The organism is Sphingomonas sp. (assembly GCF_036269755.1).
Taxonomy (GTDB): Bacteria; Pseudomonadota; Alphaproteobacteria; order Sphingomonadales; family Sphingomonadaceae; genus Sphingomonas.
Map to the genome: position 1 here is coordinate 214,133 of NZ_DATBDV010000009.1, position 20,893 is coordinate 235,025.

The 20,893-nt window shown below is 64.0% G+C and carries 22 protein-coding genes; 12 read left to right on the forward strand and 10 right to left on the reverse strand.

Features of this window, described 5'->3' with window-relative positions; all coding sequences use genetic code 11:
• Positions 1–124 precede the first annotated feature (124 nt).
• A complete protein-coding gene (locus VH326_RS07700) occupies positions 125–550 on the forward strand; it encodes a DUF5990 family protein (RefSeq protein ID WP_329631221.1) in 426 nt (141 codons plus the stop codon).
• On the opposite strand, the gene VH326_RS07705 is transcribed toward VH326_RS07700, so the two are convergent.
• Genes VH326_RS07705 through VH326_RS07715 form a run of 3 tightly spaced genes read right to left on the reverse strand, consistent with a single transcriptional unit; the run spans position 547 to position 2,299 of the window.
• Positions 547–918, reverse strand: a complete 372-nt coding sequence (locus VH326_RS07705; RefSeq protein WP_329631222.1) for a VOC family protein — start codon at positions 916–918, stop codon at positions 547–549. The two genes, VH326_RS07700 and VH326_RS07705, sit on opposite strands and share 4 nt — an antisense overlap.
• Positions 915–1,817 (reverse strand): pirin family protein, encoded by a 903-nt coding sequence (locus tag VH326_RS07710; protein ID WP_329631223.1) that lies wholly within the window; start codon positions 1,815–1,817, stop codon positions 915–917. Before VH326_RS07710 ends, VH326_RS07705 begins: the two co-directional genes overlap by 4 nt.
• Entirely contained in the window at positions 1,814–2,299 is a 486-nt protein-coding gene (locus tag VH326_RS07715) for an NUDIX hydrolase (RefSeq protein ID WP_414714260.1), read from the reverse strand. Before VH326_RS07715 ends, VH326_RS07710 begins: the two co-directional genes overlap by 4 nt.
• Between VH326_RS07715 and VH326_RS07720 the strand changes: the two genes are divergently transcribed.
• Positions 2,298–2,903, forward strand: a complete 606-nt coding sequence (locus tag VH326_RS07720; protein WP_329631224.1) for a DUF6445 family protein — start codon at positions 2,298–2,300, stop codon at positions 2,901–2,903. The two genes, VH326_RS07715 and VH326_RS07720, sit on opposite strands and share 2 nt — an antisense overlap.
• Here the strand turns inward: VH326_RS07720 and VH326_RS07725 are convergent, their stop codons facing one another.
• Together VH326_RS07725 and VH326_RS07730 are read right to left on the reverse strand one after the other, a co-directional pair.
• The gene (locus VH326_RS07725; RefSeq protein ID WP_329631225.1) at positions 2,904–3,614 is read right to left on the reverse strand and encodes a glutathione S-transferase; all 711 of its coding nucleotides are present in this window, start codon (positions 3,612–3,614) and stop codon (positions 2,904–2,906) included.
• Positions 3,601–3,900: a BolA family protein gene (locus tag VH326_RS07730; protein ID WP_329631226.1), complete on the reverse strand. Its 300-nt coding sequence runs from the start codon at positions 3,898–3,900 to the stop codon at positions 3,601–3,603. Before VH326_RS07730 ends, VH326_RS07725 begins: the two co-directional genes overlap by 14 nt.
• Before the next feature lie 35 nt (positions 3,901–3,935).
• Between VH326_RS07730 and VH326_RS07735 the strand changes: the two genes are divergently transcribed.
• The 5 genes from VH326_RS07735 (at position 3,936) to VH326_RS07755 (ending at position 7,803) form a co-directional block, all read left to right on the forward strand.
• Positions 3,936–4,541: a J domain-containing protein gene (locus tag VH326_RS07735; RefSeq protein WP_329631227.1), complete on the forward strand. Its 606-nt coding sequence runs from the start codon at positions 3,936–3,938 to the stop codon at positions 4,539–4,541.
• A 170-nt stretch (positions 4,542–4,711) separates the two neighbouring features.
• Positions 4,712–5,920: a trans-sulfuration enzyme family protein gene (locus VH326_RS07740; RefSeq protein WP_329631228.1), complete on the forward strand. Its 1,209-nt coding sequence runs from the start codon at positions 4,712–4,714 to the stop codon at positions 5,918–5,920.
• 22 nt (positions 5,921–5,942) lie between these two features.
• Positions 5,943–6,341 (forward strand): Co2+/Mg2+ efflux protein ApaG, encoded by a 399-nt coding sequence (gene apaG / locus VH326_RS07745; protein ID WP_329631229.1) that lies wholly within the window; start codon positions 5,943–5,945, stop codon positions 6,339–6,341.
• Positions 6,342–6,454: 113 nt separating this feature from the next.
• Positions 6,455–7,246 (forward strand): LysR family transcriptional regulator, encoded by a 792-nt coding sequence (locus VH326_RS07750; protein ID WP_329631230.1) that lies wholly within the window; start codon positions 6,455–6,457, stop codon positions 7,244–7,246.
• Positions 7,243–7,803, forward strand: coding sequence for a GNAT family protein (locus VH326_RS07755; RefSeq protein ID WP_329631231.1), 561 nt, complete (start codon positions 7,243–7,245; stop codon positions 7,801–7,803). The genes VH326_RS07750 and VH326_RS07755 overlap by 4 nt, the downstream gene beginning before the upstream one ends.
• Here VH326_RS07755 and VH326_RS07760 read toward each other — a convergent pair.
• The 4 genes from VH326_RS07760 to VH326_RS07775 form a co-directional block, all read right to left on the reverse strand.
• Positions 7,800–9,107 carry a serine hydrolase gene (locus tag VH326_RS07760; RefSeq protein ID WP_329631232.1) on the reverse strand — a complete coding sequence of 436 codons (1,308 nt, stop codon included), beginning with the start codon at positions 9,105–9,107 and terminating at the stop codon, positions 7,800–7,802. The genes VH326_RS07755 and VH326_RS07760 overlap by 4 nt on opposite strands.
• Positions 9,108–9,125: 18 nt before the next feature.
• On the reverse strand, positions 9,126–11,108 hold the full coding sequence (gene parE, locus VH326_RS07765; RefSeq protein ID WP_329631233.1) for a DNA topoisomerase IV subunit B: 1,983 nt from the start codon (positions 11,106–11,108) through the stop codon (positions 9,126–9,128).
• A gap of 129 nt (positions 11,109–11,237) precedes the next feature.
• Positions 11,238–12,026, reverse strand: coding sequence for a 2OG-Fe(II) oxygenase family protein (locus VH326_RS07770; protein ID WP_329631234.1), 789 nt, complete (start codon positions 12,024–12,026; stop codon positions 11,238–11,240).
• A 61-nt stretch (positions 12,027–12,087) separates the two neighbouring features.
• Positions 12,088–13,185: an aminotransferase class I/II-fold pyridoxal phosphate-dependent enzyme gene (locus VH326_RS07775; RefSeq protein ID WP_329631235.1), complete on the reverse strand. Its 1,098-nt coding sequence runs from the start codon at positions 13,183–13,185 to the stop codon at positions 12,088–12,090.
• A gap of 293 nt (positions 13,186–13,478) precedes the next feature.
• On the opposite strand from VH326_RS07775, the gene VH326_RS07780 reads away from it, so the two are divergent.
• The 4 genes from VH326_RS07780 to VH326_RS07795 all read left to right on the forward strand — a co-directional run bounded on the left by VH326_RS07780 (position 13,479) and on the right by VH326_RS07795 (position 18,068).
• Entirely contained in the window at positions 13,479–14,315 is an 837-nt protein-coding gene (locus tag VH326_RS07780; protein WP_329631236.1) for a hypothetical protein, read from the forward strand.
• A gap of 91 nt (positions 14,316–14,406) precedes the next feature.
• Positions 14,407–14,742 (forward strand): hypothetical protein, encoded by a 336-nt coding sequence (locus VH326_RS07785; RefSeq protein ID WP_329631237.1) that lies wholly within the window; start codon positions 14,407–14,409, stop codon positions 14,740–14,742.
• A gap of 231 nt (positions 14,743–14,973) precedes the next feature.
• The gene (locus VH326_RS07790; RefSeq protein WP_329631238.1) at positions 14,974–16,743 is read left to right on the forward strand and encodes a transferrin-binding protein-like solute binding protein; all 1,770 of its coding nucleotides are present in this window, start codon (positions 14,974–14,976) and stop codon (positions 16,741–16,743) included.
• Positions 16,740–18,068, forward strand: a complete 1,329-nt coding sequence (locus tag VH326_RS07795; RefSeq protein ID WP_329631239.1) for a surface lipoprotein assembly modifier — start codon at positions 16,740–16,742, stop codon at positions 18,066–18,068. Before VH326_RS07790 ends, VH326_RS07795 begins: the two co-directional genes overlap by 4 nt.
• Before the next feature lie 145 nt (positions 18,069–18,213).
• Here the strand turns inward: VH326_RS07795 and VH326_RS07800 are convergent, their stop codons facing one another.
• The gene (locus tag VH326_RS07800) at positions 18,214–18,897 is read right to left on the reverse strand and encodes a hypothetical protein (RefSeq protein ID WP_329631240.1); all 684 of its coding nucleotides are present in this window, start codon (positions 18,895–18,897) and stop codon (positions 18,214–18,216) included.
• A 491-nt stretch (positions 18,898–19,388) separates the two neighbouring features.
• Here VH326_RS07800 and VH326_RS07805 point away from each other — a divergent pair, with 491 nt between their 5' ends.
• Complete coding sequence (locus VH326_RS07805) at positions 19,389–20,867, forward strand: efflux transporter outer membrane subunit (RefSeq protein WP_329631241.1); 1,479 nt, start codon at positions 19,389–19,391, stop codon at positions 20,865–20,867.
• The last annotated feature ends 26 nt before the right edge of the window (positions 20,868–20,893 follow it).

The following is a 20,893-nucleotide window of genomic DNA, read 5'->3' on the forward strand; positions in this document are numbered from 1 at the left end:
TCATACCACGCCACCGTCGAAATGCGACGAACCGTTGATCGCCGGTCGCGCTCGGACCGCTCGGCGGGCGCGTGACTCTCTCACGTGAAATCCTACATTGGAAGCGCGAAAAGAGGGATGATTCGTGGCCAGGACCGACCAGACCGAAATCCCGGTGCGGATTATAATCGAGAACCCGGTCGCCGGCGTCCTCCACAGCCTGCAGAGCGGCGACACCGGCGTGCTCGACCCCAAGCGATCGGAGGCGGGCGAGCCGCTGGTGTTCGACTTGCCCGTGCGCGTTGCGCCCGGCCCCAAATTCTTCGGCGACCAGGTGCGGCGCGAGGGGCCGACGCGGCGCTTTGTCTATATCCGCATCGGCACGATGGCGGGCGACCCCTCCTCCGAATGGACGCGGCGGATGAAGATCGACGTGCACGACATCCCACAGGATTTGCTCGACTGCGCGATGGCGGGGGCGGGAGTGGTGGAGTTGACGGTAAACGGCACGGGCAAGGATGGGACGCTGGCTTGTGCGACGGTCAAGGTCGTGGGGCGGCGGGTCGTCTAGCGGGCCGGGATCGCCTGCGCGAACATCATTCGGTGGCCTTCGGGCGTGGCGACCGGCATCTCGCGCCAGCCCCAGGGCTTGTCCTCCGGCGCTCGCAACACCAGGGCGCCGCGTGCGACGAATTGGGCATGCAGACCGTCGACATCGTCGGTCGCGAAGAACCCGAAATAATTGTGGTCCCCCAGAGCGGCGGCCGGAAGCGCATCGGGACAGCGGCCAAGATCGATACGCACGCCGTCGCGAACGACCGATTGCCATCGGTCCTCGTCGTTCCAATCCTTCGCGAAGCCGAGTATCTCGACGAAATAGTCGACCGTCGCCGCCAGATCGTGGATCGCGAGGACATAGGCGTGTGGGTGCAAGCTCATGGATACGTCGCTGTCTTCGGCACCTCGGGGATCGGGATAAACTCCTTTTCGTCCCCCGGCACCAGCGCGAACCGGCCGGCTTTCCAGTCGGCCTTGGCCTGATCGATCCGCTCTTTCCGCGAGCTGACGAAGTTCCACCACACATGCCGCGGGGTCGCGAATGCCTCGCCGCCGCACAGCATGACCCGGCCGCCGGTCGCCGATCGCAGCGTCATCGCGACGCCCGGTTGCAGCACGTACAGCGTGTTGAGCGCCATCGGCATGCCATCGATGCTCGCCTCGCCGAGCGCGAGGTAGATCGCGCGTTCGTCGGCTTGCGTGTCGATCGGGATGCTCGCGCCGGGCTCGAGCCGCACGTCGGCATATATCGTCTCGGCATAGGTCGTGGTCGGCGCGGTTTCGCCCCACAGGCTTCCCATGATGATCCGCGCGCGCGCGCCGTGTCCATCGATCACCGGCAAGTCACCCTTGGCGACATGCTCGAACGCCGGGTCGATCTCCTCCTTGTCCTCGGGCATGCCGAGCCAGGTCTGGATGCCCGACAGCTCGGGCCCGTGCGCGCGCTCGTCGCCGGGCGAGCGCTCGCTGTGCGCGATGCCGTGGCCGGCGGTCATCAAATTGACCGCGCCGGGCTCAATCCGCGCGAAGGTGCCGAGCGAATCGCGATGATCGATCGCGCCGGCGAAAAGATAGGTCACGGTCGAGAGATTGATATGCGGGTGCGGGCGGACGTCGATGCCGGTCCCGATGTCGAGATGCGCCGGCCCCATCTGGTCGAAGAAGATGAACGGCCCCACCATCTGGTGCGGCTTCGACGGGAGCGTGCGATGGACCTTGAACCCACCGAGATCGTGCGTCGTTGGGGTGATCGTGCGCAGGATCAAATCGTCGTTGGTCATGCCGCCATCTCGCGCAGGATATCGCCCAGATCCTCGGGATAGATCATTTCGGGGTGCGCGGCGAGGTCGGCCGGGGTGAACCAGCGCCATTGCTGCATGACGCGGCGTTCGAGCTCGGTTTGGCCGCCGATGTCGATCTCGCGCGCCCGTGTGCGGACCAGGAAATAGCGTTCGTCGGCGCTCACCTCGATCCCCTCGATGGTCAGGAACTCGACCTCGCGGCGAAGCACCTCGGGCCCCGGATCGGCGAGGATGCCGGTTTCCTCGTACAATTCGCGCCGCGCCGCCGCCTCATAGCTCTCGCCCGGATCGACCGCGCCGCCGGGCGTGCACCAGAACGGCGCGCGGCCGTCACCGGGGGTAAAGCGGAACAGCAGGACGCGGCCCAGGTCGTCGACCAACAGGATACGTGCGGCGGGGCGAGGGGTGCGGGTCATCTCGATCTTGCCAGTCGCGGGCGTCAACCCTAGTCCGGGCACCATGCCTGTTTCGCTGATGGTCGTCGACGACTTCCTCGAAAACCCGGACACGTTTCGCGCGGCGGCGCTGGGGCTGACCTATCCCGATCTGGAAGGGTATTTCCCCGGCCGCAACTCGCTGCAACGGATCGCGATGGAGGGGCTGACCGAAGAGGTGTCGCGGCTCACCAACGAACGGCTGACCCCGCTCGACCCGCCGCGATCGCACACCAAGTGCCGCATCACGCTGGCGGCGGACGTCGGCAAGGGGCGAGTCCATATCGACCCCGGCTACTGGTCGGGCATCCTCTATCTCAGCCGCCCGGAGGATTGCCGCGGCGGCACGGATTTCTTTCGTCACTGCCCGACCGGCACCGACCGCGCGCCGGTCAGCGCGGAGGAACTCGCGGCGCTGGGCTATTCGTCGTTCGACGAGATGCGCCGCGAACTGGTTGAGAAAGACAGCCTCGACGACGACAAGTGGGAGCTGACGCACTCGGTGCCGATGCGGTTCAACCGCCTCGTCCTGCTGCGCCCGTGGTTGTGGCATACCGCCGGGCCGGGGTTCGGCGACAGCCTGGAGAACGGGCGCCTGATCTACGTGATGTTCTTCCAGCCGGCGCGTTGATCAGGCCGCATCCAACTCAGGATAATGTCGAAAGATGCCGTCCTCGTTGAACGGTATGCGGCGATCGCTTTGGAGGTACGCGGCGACGCCGGGGATTTCGGCGACGCGATCGTGGAGCGCGGTCAGGTGCGGATAGTCGCGCTCGATCGCCGCCATCCGCTTGGGAAAGGCATAGCGCAGCCCCTCGACCAGCTGGAACAGGCTGGTGTCGATCGGCGACCATTGCGCGCCCGCGACAAAATCGCCGTCGAGTGCGCCCGCGGCGCGATCGAAATAGCCGAGGAACTTGGGCATGCGCTTGTCGCGAAAGCCTTCGGCGTTGCGCGCGGCTTCCGGCTTCTGGTCCTTATAATATTCGTCGAGCGCGACCGGGTGATGGACGTTGTGCACTTCGGCGACGAAATCGCTGACGGTGAGCTGGAGCTGGATCGTCCAGAACAAGGTCGGCTGGTCCTGGGGCGCGAGGCCGTGCGCGTCGGCGAGCCAGGTCAGGATGTGCGCGACTTGCGCGATCGTCATCTCGCCGGTGTCGAGATAGGGCGGCGCGAACGGCTCGAACGGATGCCGCGCCTTCATGTCCTTGATCAGCGCCTCGGCGCCTTGCTCGCGCGCGCAGTCGACATAGGCGATGCCGGCGCCCTCCATCGCCAGTCGGACGAACTCGCCGCGCCCCTGGATCGAGGGCCAGTACCAGAGCTTATAGAGGTCCATTGCCTTCTCCCGGAGCACGCGCGCGGATCGCCAGCGCGTGGATTCGGGAGGATAACAAATCGGCGAGCGCGTGGTTCACCAGCCGCTGGCGCTGGACTCGGTTGAGGCCGGTGAAGGCAGCGCTTTCGACCACCACCGTCCAGTGCGATTCGCCGGTGCCGTCGTCGCCGCTGTGCCCGGCATGGTGATGGCTGTCGTTGATTACGTCGAGCCGCGACGGAGCGAGCGCGTCGGTCAGACGAGCAGTGATGATTTCGGCGAGCGGCGCGGTGGCGGGGTCGGTCATCGTCCTTATATAGCCAGCTTTTCGCCGGAGACACCGTGGCGCGTACGCCCCCGCACGATCGACCCAATGCCCGCTTCCATGGCCGCGTGGAAGGGAGCGGCAGGCGGTGCGATTCGCCCGATTGCGAGCAGCCGGGCGAGTTCCGCGCGCCGTTGCTCGACGGTCCGCGCCAGCGCGGCGACGGGCCCGGCGGCTACCGCTATTTCTGCCTCGATCACGTCCGCGAATTCAACGCCAGGTACAATTTCTTCAACGGCATGACCGCCGACGAAATCCACGACGCGCAACGCCCGTTCGCCGGGTGGGAGCGCGAGACTCGCGCGTTCGCGGCGAACGGCGCCGACCGCCCGCCGCGCTGGGCCGATTTCCACGATCCGCTCGATGCGATCGGCGCCCGGTTTCGCGAGCGCGCGGCGGCCCCGCGCAAGGACGGCAAGCCGCTGTCGGCGAGCGATCTCCGCGCGCTCAAGGTGCTGGGCCTCGACACCGACACCGACCGCAAGGGGCTGCGGACGCGCTATTCGGAACTGGTGCGCAAGTTCCACCCCGACCGCAACGGCGGCGACCGCAGCATGGAGAAAGCGCTGCAGGAGGTGATCGCGGCGTACCAGCAGCTCAAGGGGTCGCCGGCGTTTGCCTAACGCATTCCTCCCCGTTTACGGGAGGGGAACCATGCGGAGCATGGTGGGGGGCTTTCCGCGAGCGGTTCGTGTGTGGCCTGCTCCCTCCACCACGCCGCTTCGCGTCTCGGTCCCCCTCCCCGCGAGCGGGGAGGATTGATTTATCCCGACCCACCCCGCAAAGCCGCTCGATGAAACGCCGCACCGGTCAGGACCGCTCGATCACGCAGAACTGGCGCCCCGCGACGCAAGCCGTGCGCGGCGGGACGGCGCGGTCGGAGTTCGGCGAGACGTCGGAAGCGATCTTCCTGACTTCGGGCTATGCCTATGATTGCGCGGGCGATGCGGCGGCGCGGTTCGCCGGCGAGCAAGCCGGGATGACCTATTCGCGGTTGCAGAACCCGACGGTGCAGATGCTCGAGGAGCGGATCGCGCTGCTGGAGGGCGCGGAGGCGTGCCGGACGATGGCGTCGGGGATGGCGGCGATGACCGCGGCGTTGCTGTGCCAGGTGCAGGCCGGGGACCATGTCGTCGGCGGGCGCGCGGCGTTCGGATCGTGCCGCTGGCTGGTCGACACGCTGCTCCCGCGGTTCGGCATCGCGACGACGGTGGTCGATGCGCGCGATCCGCAAGCGTTCATCGACGCGACGCGGCCCGAGACCAGGGTCTATTTCTTCGAAACCCCGGCCAACCCGACGATGGACATCGTCGACCTGAAAGCGGTGTGCGACATAGCTCGCGAGCGCGGGATCGTGTCGGTGGTCGACAATGCGTTCGCGACCCCGGTGCTGCAGCGCCCGCTCGAATTCGGCGCGGACGTCGTGGCCTATTCGGCGACCAAGCTGATGGACGGCCAGGGCCGCGTGCTCGCCGGTGCGGTGTGCGGGTCGACCGATTTCATCGAGAAGACGCTTCTGCCGTTCACGCGCAACACCGGGCCGACCTTGTCGCCGTTCAACGCCTGGGTGGTGCTCAAGGGGCTGGAGACGCTCGACCTGCGCGCGCGGCGGCAGAGCGAAAGTGCGCTGACGGTCGGCAAGTTCCTCGAGGGCCGCGTGCCGCGCGTGCTCCATCCCGGCTTGGCGAGCCACCCGCAGCACAATCTGGCGATGGCGCAGATGGACGCCGCCGGTCCGATCTTCGCGTTCGAGGTCGATGGCGGGCGGGGGCAAGCGCATGGCTTGCTCGACGCGCTCGCGCTGATCGACATCTCGAACAATATCGGCGATTCGCGATCGCTGATGACGCACCCCGCCTCGACCACCCACGCCGGCGTCAGCGAGGAGGTCCGGCTGGGCATGGGCGTGACCGAGAACATGCTGCGGCTCAATGTCGGGCTCGAAGACCCCGCCGACGTGATCGACGATCTCGACCAGGCGCTTCGGGCGGTGGGCCTATGAGTAGAAAATTGTGAGCGCGGCGATGAAGGCCTTGTTCCCCTATGTCGCGGAGACGCGCGGCGTGGTGGTGCGCGTGTCGGTCAGCTTCCTGCCCGAACAATCCGAGCCGGCGCGCGGGCGCTGGTTCTGGGCATATCATATCCGGATCGAGAATGAATCGCCCGCGACGGTCCAGCTGCTCACGCGGCACTGGGTGATCACCGACGGCCGCGGCGCGCGGCATTCGGTCGAGGGCGAGGGCGTGGTGGGCGAGCAGCCCGTCGTGGCACCGGGCGGATCGTTCGATTATGTCTCCGGCTGTCCGCTGGCGACCCCGACCGGGCAGATGCAAGGCAGCTATCACATGATCGCCGAGGATGGATCGGCGTTCGACGTCGACATTCCGCGCTTCGCGCTGACCGCGCCGGCGGTGGGGGTTTAGCGGGTGGCGGGGGCGCCATTTCATTCCGTCACCCCGGCGCAGGCCGGGGCCGCCGCGTTTTTGCGGGGGACAAGTGCCGCCGGCGGCCCCGGCCTACGCCGGGGTGACGTGCCATGAAACGCACCCACCTTCCTCTGAATGGCCTGCGCGTGCTCGACGCGGCGGCGCGGCATTTGTCGTTCACGCGCGCCGCTGACGAGCTCGCGGTCACGCCGGCGGCGGTCGGGCAGCAAGTTCGCGCGCTTGAGGATACCTTGGGCGTCGTGCTGTTCCGCCGCACCACCAAGGGCCTCGAGTTGACGCCCGAGGGCCAGGCCGGGCTCGACGCGCTGCGCCAAGGGTTCCTGCAGTTCGAGGAAGCGGTCCGCGCGATGCAGGCGGGGCAATCGTCCAAGTCGCTGACCATCGCGGCGCCGCGCGATCTGCTGCAATGCTGGCTGATGCCGCGGCTGGCCGAGATCAGCGCAGCCGACGGCGAGTTGCGGTTCGTCTTGATCGCCGCCGACGAGGATCTCGACTTCACACAAGCCAATCTCGACCTCGCGGTGCGCTGGGGCGAAGGCCCGGGCGAGCACGAGGGCGAAGCGCTCGAAAGCGACGGGATGATCACCGTCGAGCGGCCGGGCGGCGGGGCGGATACGCGAATCTCGTGGCCGGGGTGCCTCAACGACGATTCGGTCTCGCTGGTTCGGGTGGCGGACGCCGGGCTCGCGATCGATGCCGCGGCCGAAGGGCTGGGTCGCGCCACCGTTCCCGAATTGCTCGCGCGCCGCGACCTCGCTGCCGGAAGGATCGTCGCCGTCGGCGAGGCCAAGCCGTATCGGCTGGGCTATTGGCTGGTCGCGCCGCTCCCGCAATGGCGGCAGAAGAAGGTCAAGGCGCTGGTCGAAGCGCTCGGCGCGTGACCATCCCGCCGCTGGAAACCGAACGGCTGATCCTGCGCGCGATGCGGCAGGAGGACGCCGACGCGCTCCATCCGATGTATTCGGATGCCGAGGCCAACATCTATGGCTCGCGCGCCGCGACCACGACCATTGAGGAATCGCACGAGCGTGTGGCCAAGGCGCTGGCCGACACCGCGTGGCGCGCCTGGGCGATCACGCTCAAGGGCGACGACACGGCGATCGGCACCACCGCGATCGGCACCGTCGCGAGCTATGAGAAGCGCCAGGGCAAGGTGACCGAGATCGGCTATATCCTGTCGCGGCCGTATTGGGGCCGGGGGATCGCCACCGAAGCGGTCGCCGCGCTGATCGACCAATTGTTCGCCGAAGGGCAACGCCGCGTGATCGCCGACACCGACCCCGACAATGTCGCGTCGATCGCGGTGCTCAAGCGGCTCGGCTTCACGCTCGAGGCGACGTTGCGCGCCGAGTGGGAGACTCATCTCGGCATCCGCGACAGCCTGATCTGGGGGCTGCTGGAGGGCGAATGGAGAAGCCGTCCCGGCTCCAACCACTAGGGGAGCTTGGCGTCCGCCGTCAGCACGAGCGCGCGCGACATTAGCTGCATGAAGGTCGCAAGCTCGACATCCGCGTCGGAGCGATGCCAGTTGCCGGTGATCGCCAGCCAGCGCCCGTCCTTGCGCTTGACGAGATAGTTGAGCGTCAGCACGCCGGGCTCCGACCCGCCCTTGAACCCGACATAATCGAACCGCGCGCGCGTCGTCGCGTCGGTTCCCGGATTGATCGCGAGCAGCGCCAGCGCGGTCGCGCCGCCTTTGGTGCGCAACCAGTCGAACATGCCCGCCGCATCGCGCGGGCTGGCGAACCATTCGAGCGTGTCGACCGCGACCGGCTTGCCCGAGAACAGCGAAACATCGAGCGGCGTTGCGGCGAGCCGCGCGGCGTCGGCGTCGAGCATCGCACGTCGCGCCGCGGGGGTCGCTTTCGCCCAGCTTGCGGCAATGTCGGCATTGGGCGCGGACTTGATCGCGAACATCTGGCGGGTCGTCAGGATCGGCATCAGCCCCGGCGTCCCCGCCGCCGCGACGAAGGCATCGAGTTTGCGCCCTTCGAGCGTCACCAGCGTGTCGGTCGCGGTATTGTCGCTGATCGAGATCATCAGCGTCGCCAGCGTTTGCAGCGTAACCGGGCTGCCCGCCGGCCAGCTCTGCGTCATGCCCGAGGGGAGCGAAGGCGGCCCGACCGGAATGACGTCGGCCCATTTGCGCTCGCCCGCCGCGACTTCGCGCGCGAGTTCGCCGAGCACCCACAGCTTAAACGCCGAGCCGAGCGGTGCGGCTTGGTCCGGGTTGATCCCGGCAACCAGCTTCGGCGCGCGGTCGCCGAGCAGGTAAACCGCCAACCCGTTTTTACCCGGCAGCGCGCGAAAATCGGCGGTGAGCTTGTCGAGCGTGTCGCCCGCGACTTCCGCGCCGCTGAACAGCAAGCCGGTCACCGCATGCGGCGGCGTCGGATCGACCGCAATCTGCACCGTCACGATCCCGCCTTCGAACCGCAGCCGAGCGATGCCGCTCCACGGGCTCGATGGCGCGAAGGAGTCCACGCCGAGCGGCTTGCCCGTCTGCGCGACGACCTGGGTGACCACGGCGTCCCATTTGTCCTTGGACAAAGCGGCGTGGAAGGTTGGCGAGAAATAGGCCTGAAAGTCGCCCGTGCCTCCGATGAGCCCGACCAGTTCGTTGACTCGCGCGGTGGTCGCCGGGTCGGCGGTCGGGGCAGCGGGCGCGGTTGGAGTAGGCGCGGCGGTTTGCGCCGTTGCGGGCGACGCCGCGAGCAGCATCAGTGCAATCAGTCCCCGCATCTCTTCCTCCCTTGGCGATCAGGCGTCGATCGCTTCCTCGTCGAGCCGCGCGGCATTTTCCTGGATGAACGCGAAGCGGTGCGCCGGGTTCGTGCCCATCAGCCGGTCGACCAGATCCTTTACCACCGCGCGCTCCTCATATTCCTGCGGCAGCGTGATCCGGATCAGGCTCCGGCTCTTTGGGTCCATCGTGGTTTCCTTGAGCTGGCCCGGGTTCATCTCGCCGAGCCCCTTGAACCGGCCGACCTCGACCTTCTTGCCCTTGAACTCGGTCGCTTCGAGCTCGGCGCGGTGCGCATCATCGCGCGCATAAAGGCTCTTGGTCCCCGCGGTCAGCCGATAGAGCGGCGGCTGCGCGAGATAGAGATGCCCGCGCCGAACCAAATCGGGCATTTCTTGAAAGAAAAAGGTCATCAACAGCGTGGCGATATGGGCGCCGTCGACGTCGGCGTCGGTCATGATGATGACGCGTTCGTAGCGCAGGTTGTCGGGCTCGCAGTCCTTGCGGGTGCCGCAGCCGAGCGCGAGGGTGAGGTCGGCGATCTCGGTGTTGGCGAAGATCTTGGCGCTGGTGGCCGACGCGACGTTGAGGATCTTGCCGCGGATCGGCAGGATCGCCTGCGTCTTGCGGTCGCGCGCTTGCTTGGCCGAGCCACCCGCCGAATCGCCTTCGACGATGAAAATCTCGGTCCCCGCCGGGTCGTTCGCCGAGCAATCGGTGAGCTTGCCCGGCAGCCGCAGCTTGCGCGCCGACGTCGCCGACTTGCGCTTGACCTCGCGTTCCTGCTTGCGCGCCAGCCGCTCGTCCATCCGCTCGACGACATAGGCGAGCAGCGCCTTCCCCCGCTCCATATTGTCCGACAGGAAATGGTCGAAATGGTCGCGCACCGCTTTCTCGACCAGCCCCGCCGCCTCGGGCGAGGTCAGCCGGTCCTTGGTCTGGCTCTGAAATTGCGGGTCGCGCACGAACACGGAAAGCATCAGCTCGCACCCGGTCATCACGTCGTCGGCGGTGATGTCCTTCGCCTTTTTCTGCCCCACGAGCTCGCCGAACCCGCGAATCCCCCGCACCAACGCCGCGCGCAAGCCGGCCTCGTGCGTGCCGCCGTCGGGCGTCGGGATCGTGTTGCAATACCAGCTATAGCTGCCATCGGACCATAGCGGCCACGCCACCGCCCATTCGACTCGCCCCTGCTGCTCCCCCGGAAAATCCTGCGACCCCGAAAAGAATTGCGCGGTGGCGCAGTCGCGCTCGCCGATCTGTTCCTTGAGGTGATCCGCAAGCCCGCCCGGAAACTGGAACACCGCCTCCGCCGGCGTGTCGTCGCCGATCAGCTCGCCCGCGCACTTCCACCGAATCTCGACGCCCGCGAACAGATACGCCTTCGACCGCGCCAGCTTGTACAGCCGCGCCGGCTTGAAATGGAGCTCGGGCCCGAAAATGTCCGGGTCGGGGGTGAACGCGACCGACGTGCCGCGGCGATTGGGCGTCGGCCCCAGCTTTTCGAGCGGCCCCAGCGTAATCCCGCGCGAGAATCGCTGGCGGAACAATTCGCGGCTGCGCGCGACCTCGATCACCGTGTCCTCGCTCAGCGCGTTGACCACGCTGACGCCGACGCCGTGCAGGCCCCCCGACGTGGAATAGGCCTTGCCGTCGAACTTGCCACCCGAATGGAGCGTCGACATGATCACTTCGAGCGCCGACTTGCCTGGAAATTTGGGGTGCGGATCGACCGGGATGCCGCGCCCGTTGTCGACGATCGTGAGGCGGTTGCCGGGCTCCAGCGTGACCTCGATCCGCGTCGCATGCCCCGCCACCGCCTCGTCCATCGCATTGTCGAGCACTTCGGCGGCAAGGTGATGCAACGCGCGCTCGTCGGTCCCGCCGACATACATGCCCGGGCGGCGGCGGACGGGCTCGAGCCCCTCCAGCACCTCGATCGAGGAAGCGTCGTAGTCGGTGGTGGACTTGGGCGAGGAAGCGAACAGGTCTTCGGACATGGCAGGGGGTATAGGGGCGGGGGAGTCGGGGGTGCAAGCTTGGGGGGGGTGTTGATCGGCTTGGCGGAATGGTGGCTGTGTGCCCAAAACTTGCCGATAAGCGTGGAGAGATGTGCTCAAAGTTGCCGATTAATTATCTATTCCCTCTCCGCGCACTAAGAACTTGACCTGATTATCGCGAACCCGTTGCTCCAGGTTGATCGACGCGTTGAACGCGTTGGAAATCCAGGGCTCGATCTTACCGCCATCGATCGCCGTGGGCGCGAGAAAATAGCCGATGGTGGTTCGAACTTCTTGGGAGGCATTTCGCACGACGCGGTGCATCAGGGGTCGGATGAATCCACCTGTCATGAGTGATAATATCTCGCCTGGCAAAACCGCGATTTGGTTAGGTTGCAGGCTAAGTGGGCGATAGGATCCGCCTTTACATTCGACCTCCAGCCCGGGGGCGTCGGCCTTGGTGAGCGTCATATAGACCGCATCTTCGTGCTCCTCTTGGAGAAACTCTCGGTCTTGATGCGTTGACGGACGATAGAAGAGGCACTGGATGTCGGAGCGGCTGACGCACTCAAAGGACGCATGTCCATCCACCCCAAGACTTCGCATGATTTCCGCGGTGAGTAACCGCTCAAGGCCAGAGATTTGCCTCGCATAGTCAGCGAGGAGTTCGTGAAGACGCCGCGCCTCTGACGAAAATCGCGAGAATAAATGATCGCCGTCAGTTCCGGTTACCCAAAACGATTCATGCAAGTCAGGTCTCTCGGGGACGACAGAAAACTCACCGCCGAGTGATCGCCATCCCTGAAATTCTTGCGGACAGGCATCCAGTCGTTTGAGCTGTTCCGGCTTGGAGAAAAATGTGGTGGCCACTCGATAGATTTCGAGCGAGAGCAAAGTGATTGCGTCGGGCACCGTCACGATCAGATAGCCCTCGCTCCGCAACGTGTCGGCCGAGTTTTTAGGTAGCTGAAACCTTGGATTATGGGAAAACATTGGCCGACGTGCTGTCCAAAATCGCGATGGATGGGGAAAGCAGGTTGAGTTTCATGTACGTGGCGTATTTGGTCAGGTCAAAATATCTGCCATCGACACGAATATAGTCCGGCGGCAATTCGACATTTACCTGCTCGAATGCGAAATAACCGCACGTAGGCTCAAAGCTGGAGTCGATAGCTCCACATGAGCGAAGTTTGGCATGCCGCGAACGCGCCAAGGCCATTAGCTTTGCGGTAATCGCGCCAGACTCCATCGCGCCTACGGCCTCGTAGGCAAAGGCAATCGAATCCACATTCACCGGCCCGAAAATGTTAGTGTACACCCAGGCGAACTCTTGCACGAAGGCAGCCGGTAAAAGTACGTAGGCGAAGCGATAACCGTGTGTCGCTAGCTGCTTTGAAGGACAAATCAGGCGAAAGGTTAGGTCCGGATCGAGGTCGGCGGTGGCTTCGCTTGCGCCTCGAGTAGGCCAGGGCATGTATTGCAGGCTGCCATCGACGAAGACGAGGGAGCCCGTGCGCATTTGCCACGCTGAAATTCTTTCGATAACGTGGGCATCAATCGGAGTTCCAGCATACCAAATCGGATCAGTGAGGAAGAGAACCGATGATCCCTCTTGCGGCAACGTCATAGCGAAGTCGCGTTCAAATGGTTGAGATTCAGATACCGGAACAGTCTCGATGCCAAACCGATCAAAGGCAATGTGCAGCGTGAAATACATCGGCGGTAGATAATATACCCGTGCGATTCCTCTTTTCTTGAGCAAAGAAACAAAGCCATACAGCAGCGATGTAGATCCCGACCCACAAAATACCGCCGGCGGATTATGCCCGTCGCGCGCGAGATGAAGCGCGCTAAGGCCTTCACATAGGCTCGGCTCGTCGTCAAAATAGCGATAGCGTGTGTAGTCGACATTCGCCGATCGACGCTTCACGGCCTCTAAAAGCTCTCCGGCAAAGGGATTGATGCACTGCCACCCGGACAAGAAATTGCCCTTATCGCCGTCTCCCAATTCAAAAGCCAAATGCTCGTAATGGCTGTTCAGATCATTGGTTCGGGTGAACTGATCGGTCGAGAGCATGGACCTCCAACTTTTAGCGTCTCAAGGTTTGCATAGGTTAGCCTGATCCGGTGAGCGCACAAGTGCGATCTGCCCGCCTGGGAAGAGGGACAACGTAGAGGTCAAGGCCGGACGCTAAGGCTCCATTACCTTTACGTCCTCAAAGTCACAGATCGCTTAACCACGTCATTCGCGAAAAGCCCATCGCGCAATCTTACCATATTTACCTCAGCATTGACGTAGCTACTATTGCGCTAAAATACATTTGGTTGTGTAGCTATTGTCTGCGGAGGGCCCGCGCGGGGAGATACGCTATGTTTGTTCGGCCATGGGTATATATATTCACGTTAGCGACTGCGGTTTTCGGCGCAACGCTCGTTACCTATCTCGAGTTCGGCAGCGAGGGTGCCGGTATATCTCCGGACGTAGGCGCACTGCTGTACGTCAGGCGAGCACGCACGTCCTGCGCCGCGCTGAATTCCTCTAACTATCCACTCACTCGTGACCAGTTGGAGGCAATGCGTCTGGCCGGAGATGGCTGGCATGATCTTGCGGATGCCACGCTGGGGACTAATGAAGCGCAGACCCGGAAGATCTTGGCAGTTGGGTACAAGCTCCGATGCGGAAACCCCGTCGGTGGTCCAGTCAAGGAGATCATCGATTGGGGCGACCGTCTCGCTCCATTCTTCTCCATCCTAGCGGTGATTTTTACCGCTTCGGCGTTGGTGGTTTCATTTCTCAGCTTCCGCTTCACGCGTAAGGCACAGCGCTTTGCGAACGCAGTGGGACTTTATCGACGATATCTCGAGCTATGTGTGCAATACCCTGAGTTCGCGGAACCCGAACCTTCTGATGAGATCAGCGAGGATGGCGACTACAAGAAGTATCGTCAATATCAATGGTTTGTCGGCGTCCTATTTCGAGCGTGCGAAGAGGTGCTTGAACACGGGGACGATCCAAGCAAATGGGAAAAAACCGTTCGCGAGCAACTCGACTATCACCACGTTTTTATCCGGGATAGCACGTGGCTGGTCACCGTTGGAATCGAACAGTATTCAGAGCCGCTACAGCGCCTCCTACGCGACGTTCGCGAAAAGGCATTGGCCTCGATAACCAGGGATGTTGCGGCGCTGCCCCAAGCGTCGTGCTAGGGTACTCCGACGAGAACCGATCTGGTTATTTGGCCTTGCAATGTAGGATTTGATTTGGTTCTCTCCTCCCCCTCATAGCGGGAGCGGGGCGTTGAGCGACAAGGGGCCGGCGCAGGCCGGGAACAAGCGGCGGATTCAGATGCGCGCGCCGCGCAAGGACGGGTTTACCGAGGAGAAAAGGCAGACCTTTCTCGATCACCTGGCGGGGTGCTGCAACCTCGGGCGCGCGGCGGCGGCGGCGGGGGTGTCGGCGGTCACGATCAACTATCACCGGCGGCGCGATCCGGCGTTCGCCGCGCAAGTCGATGACGCGCTCGAAGCGGGGTACGATGCGCTGGAGGCGGCGATGATCGAGCGCGCGGCGGGGGCGCAGTACGAGCCGGGCGCGGACGCGGCGGCGGCGCCGGAGGCGTCGACACTCAGTTGAGGCTGCACTTGCTCAGCATCCGCATTAGCGCATGGCAGTTTTTTGGGGATCAGCGCCGGCCTGCGGAATGACGCAATGAAGGCGCGTTGCAGACCATCAGGTCACCCATCCCTGCTAATTTGTCCAAAAGCTCATCGCACAGTTGACGCGAGGTAGCTCACGCGCGATGACGCCGCGGTGCGAATTTTGTCGCAACGCATTGATATTTATCGATCTACTGGAGGGCAGTGAGTGAAAAAGTCGCTATTCATGCTTGCTGTTGGCGCAAGCTGTATCGCTTTGACCGGCTGCGGCGGCTCGGGCGGGACTGGGATCGCCAGCACGCCAACGCCAACGCCTGCCCCGACACCTACGCCCACTCCAGCGTCCAACGGCACGATTACCAATCTGGTGTCGAGCCAGGTGTTCGCGACAGACGCCAGCACGACGAATGTTCCAATCGATCTCGCCAGCGGGACGACGGGTAGTGCGAGCGCAAGTGGCCAGACGATCTCCGTGGCTTATGACGCGTCGGCCAGAAGCTACACGGTTACGGCACCGGGCCGGTCGGCATCGTTCTTGCCTGCCGATATTCAGAGCGCGGTGAATGGAGAAACGCGATACGCGCATGTCGGAAACAATCCGCACGATTATCTCACCATCGTGACGACGCCCTATACCGGCAGTACTAGCAACCGCTATGTCGCGATGGGGTATTGGCAGCGCAACGATACCACTGGGAGCACGCAATCCACCAATTTCGACGCCTTCACGTTTGGGCTCGAAACCGCAGCACCGCCGCGAACGGGAAGCGCGAGTTGGAAAACCGATGTTTTCGGCCTCTACACGGTGCCGGGTCTGACGCCGCGCACCATCCAGGGAAGCGGCGACTTCACGGTGGATTTTGCCAAGGCACTGTTCACGACGACGACATTTGTCACCCAATACGATTTTCTGACCGGCGCCTCGCTTTCGGGCGGTGGCGTCAGCGTTGTCGCGCAAGGCGCGATCGGCAGCGGTAACAGCTTCGCCGGCAATCTAGCCTATGGCGGGAGTTCGGGGGCGGTTTCTGGAACGATCAACGGTCGCTTCTACGGCCCGAACGCGGAGGAAATCGGCGCGGCGTTTCACGCCGACAATGCGGCTGGCGCGACCCTTAACGGCGCGTTGACCGGCCAGCGCAAGACCACCACGACGCCGACCAACTTCACGCTCGATTCTATTACCAGCGATCAACTCTTCTATTCCATCTGGGGAACCCTGGATCAGGCTGTGAGCGCGTCGGGGACGGGCTTCAATGCGCAGAGTCCGCTATATGGTCAAACGACGTTCAAAGCTGATGGAAGCTTTACGATCTCGCCGCCGGTTTCAAACATGCCGAGTCTGACGTTCACCGCTGCCGACCGCCTCCCTAACTCTCGCGCGAACTTCGTAAGCTATCAAAAAGACGTCAATGGCTCTCCGGTGCGGGTCGATCTTTATCGGCCCGACGGCAGTGGCCAGGCGATTGCGTTGACCTATGCGGGGTTCGGCAGGTGGGCGCGGACGGCTCCCGACGGGTCGGTGACGAGGACGATCAACGGCTACTTCTCGTATGGGTTCGTCACCCCGCGTGACCTTCTGGCTCGGCGCACCGGCAGCGGTAGTTATGATGGCGTCGCTTATGGGACCGGTGGGGCAGACAACGGCGCGCGGTACGATATCGGAGGCACGTCGCACTTCGATGTGGACTTCTCCAATCAGCGTTACAGTGGCTCGCTCACGCTCGATGCCACGCCCGAGGCTGGGGGTGCTGCGGCGGCGCTGGGTGCGTGGCAGTTTAGCGCCAACATGTCTTATGGGCTGCTCGTAAATGCCCCGCTGAGCAACGGCGGCCCGTCGAACCCCGGCAACAATATCTCGCCGCAATTCTACGGCCCCGACGGAGAGGAGATCGCTGCGCCATTCTCGATCGTGACTGGCGCGTCGATCAACGGGCAGAACCTCACGATCGCGGGTGTCGCAGCCGCCAAGCGCCATTGATCCGCGCGCACCAGCGGCTTGCCTGCACGCAGATCGCGATTATCGGGCTTGCGCTGGGGGTCGCGCCCGCTCTTGCGCAGGAGCGCAGGACCGGACTTAGCGCGACGGATCTGTTTGCGTTGGCGGAACGCGACGTGGCCGCCGATCATCCGGCCGACGCCCTTGCAATCTACACCGCGCTGGCACGGGACCCTGATCTGGAAGTCCGCTCCGAAGCACGGTTTCGCGAAGGCATGTTGCTCGGAGCGCTGAAGCGTTACGCGGAGGCCGCAACCGTGTTTCGGGCGTTTCTCGACGAAAAGCCAGGCACGCCTCGGGTCGAACTCGAATTGGCGCGCGTGCTGATTGCGATGGGCGACGAGGCTGCTGCCCGCCGCGCGTTGCGGCAAGCCCAGGCCTCGGGGCTTCCGTCGGATGTCGCGGTCGTCGTCGATCAGTTCGCGGCGGCGCTGCGGTCGACCCAGCGACTGGGAGGATCGTTGGAGATCGCGTTGGCGCCGGACAGCAATGTCAATCGCGCCACCAGTGCGCGCACGCTCGACACCGTGATTGCGCCACTAACCCTTTCGCGCGACGCCCGTCAGCAATCCGGAGTCGGCATAAAGCTTTCGGGTCAAGGTTATGCTCGGTTGAACCTGACGCAAAACCTGGCTTTACTGCCACGGCTGTCAGGGGCGGCTTCGCTGTATCGGTCACCCGCCTTTCGAGACGTCTCTGCCTCTGCCTTACTCGGCCTTGAATGGCGTGTAGGGCATGATCGACTGACACCGGCCGCTGGCCCGACGTGGCGATGGTATGGCAGCCAGTTCTATGCTCGCACGGACACGATCGCGCTCGACTGGTTGCATCCTCTTGGGCGCCGTTCTCAACTCACCGTGAGCGGCAGTGCCGCGCATGCCAGTTACCGGCTGAATCCACTGCAATCCGGCGGACTTTTCGATGTGTCCGCCGGAATCGAACACGCAATCGACGCGAAGAGTGGCATCGGCGGCGGCGTGGGTGCAACGCGCCAGGCAGCGCGCGATCCCGGCTATTCCACGATTGCGGGTTACGCCAATGCCTTCGGATGGCGCGATTTCGGGCGAGTGACGATCTTTGGCAGCGCGAGCGTGCGTCGAACCGAAGGCGACGCGCGCTTGGCGATCTTCACCGATCGGCGGCGCGAAACGCTGTATCAAATGGCCACCGGTGCCACCATCCGCTCGCTGACATTCCACGGATTCGCGCCCGTGGTTCGCTTGACCTACGAGCGCAACGTTTCGAGCGTGGGCCTCTACGACTACCATCGCCTGGCGGCCGATCTTGGGGTGACCCGCGCCTTTTGAGTTTATACCGGCGAGCCAAGAAGGGGCTTGACCACATCGTCGTCGCAAGAACGGCGATCCTTTCTGCCTATTGTCCCCGAACGGCCACTTTTGGGATCGACTCTGACGGCGCTAGACGGGCAAGCCCAGACGACGTCGCAATGACCTATCGCGCGGAACCGGCCGTCAATTGCGAATGCACGTTTTTCGCGAATTCCAGGAAGTTTCCCTTCAATGCCGCCGCAACCAGTTCGGTCGTGTTGGCCGGACGCGCTGCCTCGGGCATGGTCAGCACTTTGAGCTTGTAGCCCCCCACGCCTTTGATCGACCCGCGTACTTCCGGTTTGTCGCCGAAATTGCGGAACATGAACGCAGAGCCGAACCGGTCGCCCCAGACGATGTCTTCGACCAGGAAGTGCTGCAAGACGATCAGCTCCGAATAACAGGGCGAGGTGGACGACGCCCGGCGCGTCGGCATCTTCGTGACCGTCTTGCGGTCGAGCACCTCCTGATGCTCGACGACCCGAGTGCCCGCCGGCAGCCCCAGCGCACGAACCGGGTCGGCATCGCGCAAGGCGGCAAGCTGCGCCGACGGTCCGACGAGGCTTTCCATCGATCCGACGATCTGATCCTCCGACGCTCGCCCGGTGATGATCCCTACCTTGTACGGAATGCCGGAAAAGGTTTCGGTCGGCCAGATGTGGAGTTCGCACTGCGAGGCGTCGCCAACGGGTAGCTTGGCATCAGCCGAGCCGGCCGCAAGGGCCGCGATGGTCGCCGACAAAACGAAAAGACCAGTGCGTAACATCCACTCCCCCATGCGAGCGCCAAAAATATCAGGCTTGCTCATAGGGCTACACTAACGCGGGTAGTGGCAGCTTTCCACCAAAAGCAGACACTTCGACGCGTGACGGTAGCACGGGGGTCGGACAGGCGATGTCACTGCCATTGTCGATGGACGCCAGCCTGATGAATTGACCAGCCGAGGATGAACGGCACAGTGAATGACGGCTTGCCACGGCACGAGCTTAGCGAGCCACCTGAACGGCGGCTACTGGGTCGCTAGCCGACTGGCAGCTTGTTGCGACCGCTTCGCCCATCGCGAAGGTCCGCAAAATGGGTGGTTAGCTGCCATTCCTTCAGTTCATAGGGCGCATGCCGAGGATCGCGTAATGCGCCCACCCCTGACCGAATAACTCGGTGACCCGGGTAGCGAAAACGTAGCTGACCAGAGGCGCATTGACGGAATGTTACCAACCGCCTAGCCTTGTAATATCATCACGCACCACCGACCGTTGGGCATCGAGCCAGCCGACGTGTGCTCTTTCAGTCTGGCCTATCATGACTGCCACCCATCGTCGAATTGCTCCGCTATTCGCGTCGCTTTTGACGGGCTGCGTGGTGGGGCCCAATTTCAAACAGCCCGCGCCGCCGCCGGTCACGTCCTATACGGCCGCACCCCCGGCAAGCACCGCGGCGACTCCCGGGATCCTTGGCGGAGAGCCGCAACGCTTCATCAGCGGCGCCGAGATTCCGGCCGATTGGTGGAGCCTGTTTCACTCCAAACCGCTCGATGCGCTGATCGAGCAGGCGCTCGCCAAGAACGCTGATCTAAAATCGGCGCAGGCTGCGTTGCTTGCCGCCCAGGAAAACACCCGCGCGCAGCGCGGTGCGCGTTTGCCGCAGGTGAGCGCCGGGGTGGGCATCACCCGCCAGCGCGATCCATCGGGTGCGCTCGCGCCGGTGCCGAGCAATAACGCGTTTCTCTATACGCTGGTGACCCCGCAGCTCAGCGTCTCCTACGTCCCCGACGTGTTCGGTCTCAACAAGCGAACGATCGAGGCCGCCGCGGCGCAAGCGCAAGCAAGCAAATATCAGATGGCGGCGGTCTACGTCACGATAAGCACCAACGTCGCCGCCGCCGCGATCCAGCAAGCATCGCTCGACGATCAGATCGATGCGACCAACGAGCTGATCAAAACGGACCGCGAGATGCTGGGCGTGCTGCAATACCAAAAATCCAAGGGCTATATCGCGGGCGCCGATGTCGTCGCGCAGCAAGCGCAACTTGCCCAACTCGAGGCGTCGTTGCCGGGCCTCGTCAAACAGCGTGATCAGGCGAGCAATCTGATCGCCGTCCTGACCGGCCAATATCCCGGGCAAGTCGCGCCGCCCAAATTTAGCCTCGCGAATTTCACCTTGCCGTCGGACCTGCCGCTGAGCCTTCCCTCCATGCTCGTCGAGCAGCGGCCGGACGTCCTCCAGGCCCAGGCCAATCTGCATGCCGCGAGCGCGCAGGTGGGGATCGCGACCGCCAACCGATTGCCCAATATCACGCTCAGCGCCAATGCCGGCAGCACCGCACTCGCGATTGGCCAGGTGTTCGGGCCGGGTACCGGTTTCTGGAACCTCGGCGCGGCGTTGCTGGCGCCGATCTTCGACGGCGGTACCCTGCTCCACCAGCAACGCGCCGCGCGCGCCGCCTACACGCAATCTGCCGAGCAATATCGCGGCACCGTGCTGACCGCGTTCCAGAACGTCGCCGATACGCTGACCGCGATCGACCAGGATGCGAAGACGGTCAAGGCATCCGCCGCGGCGACCGATGCCGCCAAAGCGAGCCTCGATATCACGAACGTGCAATATAAGGACGGATACGTCGCCTATCTCGCCGTCCTCACCGCCAACCAGGCGTACCAGCAGGCGCGGCTGAGCCTCATCCAGGCCGAAGCCGATCGCTTTGCCGACACAGCGGCTTTGTTCCAGGCGCTCGGCGGCGGCTGGTGGCACCGACCCGATCTGAACCAGGGCTCACAATGATCGATAGACAATTGATACGCCGGTCG

Excerpts from the sequence above, each read along its gene's own strand:
- VH326_RS07705 (WP_329631222.1), bottom strand. The coding sequence starts at position 918 with ATGAGCTTGCACCCACACGCCTATGTCCTCGCGATCCACGATCTGGCG.
- VH326_RS07710 (WP_329631223.1), bottom strand. The coding sequence starts at position 1,817 with ATGACCAACGACGATTTGATCCTGCGCACGATCACCCCAACGACGCAC.
- VH326_RS07720 (WP_329631224.1), top strand. The coding sequence starts at position 2,298 with ATGCCTGTTTCGCTGATGGTCGTCGACGACTTCCTCGAAAACCCGGAC.
- VH326_RS07715 (WP_414714260.1), bottom strand. The coding sequence starts at position 2,299 with ATGGTGCCCGGACTAGGGTTGACGCCCGCGACTGGCAAGATCGAGATG.
- VH326_RS07725 (WP_329631225.1), bottom strand. The coding sequence starts at position 3,614 with ATGGACCTCTATAAGCTCTGGTACTGGCCCTCGATCCAGGGGCGCGGC.
- VH326_RS07730 (WP_329631226.1), bottom strand. The coding sequence starts at position 3,900 with ATGACCGACCCCGCCACCGCGCCGCTCGCCGAAATCATCACTGCTCGT.
- VH326_RS07740 (WP_329631228.1), top strand. The coding sequence starts at position 4,712 with ATGAAACGCCGCACCGGTCAGGACCGCTCGATCACGCAGAACTGGCGC.
- apaG (WP_329631229.1), top strand. The coding sequence starts at position 5,943 with ATGAAGGCCTTGTTCCCCTATGTCGCGGAGACGCGCGGCGTGGTGGTG.
- VH326_RS07750 (WP_329631230.1), top strand. The coding sequence starts at position 6,455 with ATGAAACGCACCCACCTTCCTCTGAATGGCCTGCGCGTGCTCGACGCG.
- VH326_RS07760 (WP_329631232.1), bottom strand. The coding sequence starts at position 9,107 with ATGCGGGGACTGATTGCACTGATGCTGCTCGCGGCGTCGCCCGCAACG.
- parE (WP_329631233.1), bottom strand. The coding sequence starts at position 11,108 with ATGTCCGAAGACCTGTTCGCTTCCTCGCCCAAGTCCACCACCGACTAC.
- VH326_RS07775 (WP_329631235.1), bottom strand. The coding sequence starts at position 13,185 with ATGCTCTCGACCGATCAGTTCACCCGAACCAATGATCTGAACAGCCAT.
- VH326_RS07780 (WP_329631236.1), top strand. The coding sequence starts at position 13,479 with ATGTTTGTTCGGCCATGGGTATATATATTCACGTTAGCGACTGCGGTT.
- VH326_RS07800 (WP_329631240.1), bottom strand. The coding sequence starts at position 18,897 with ATGAGCAAGCCTGATATTTTTGGCGCTCGCATGGGGGAGTGGATGTTA.
- VH326_RS07805 (WP_329631241.1), top strand. The coding sequence starts at position 19,389 with ATGACTGCCACCCATCGTCGAATTGCTCCGCTATTCGCGTCGCTTTTG.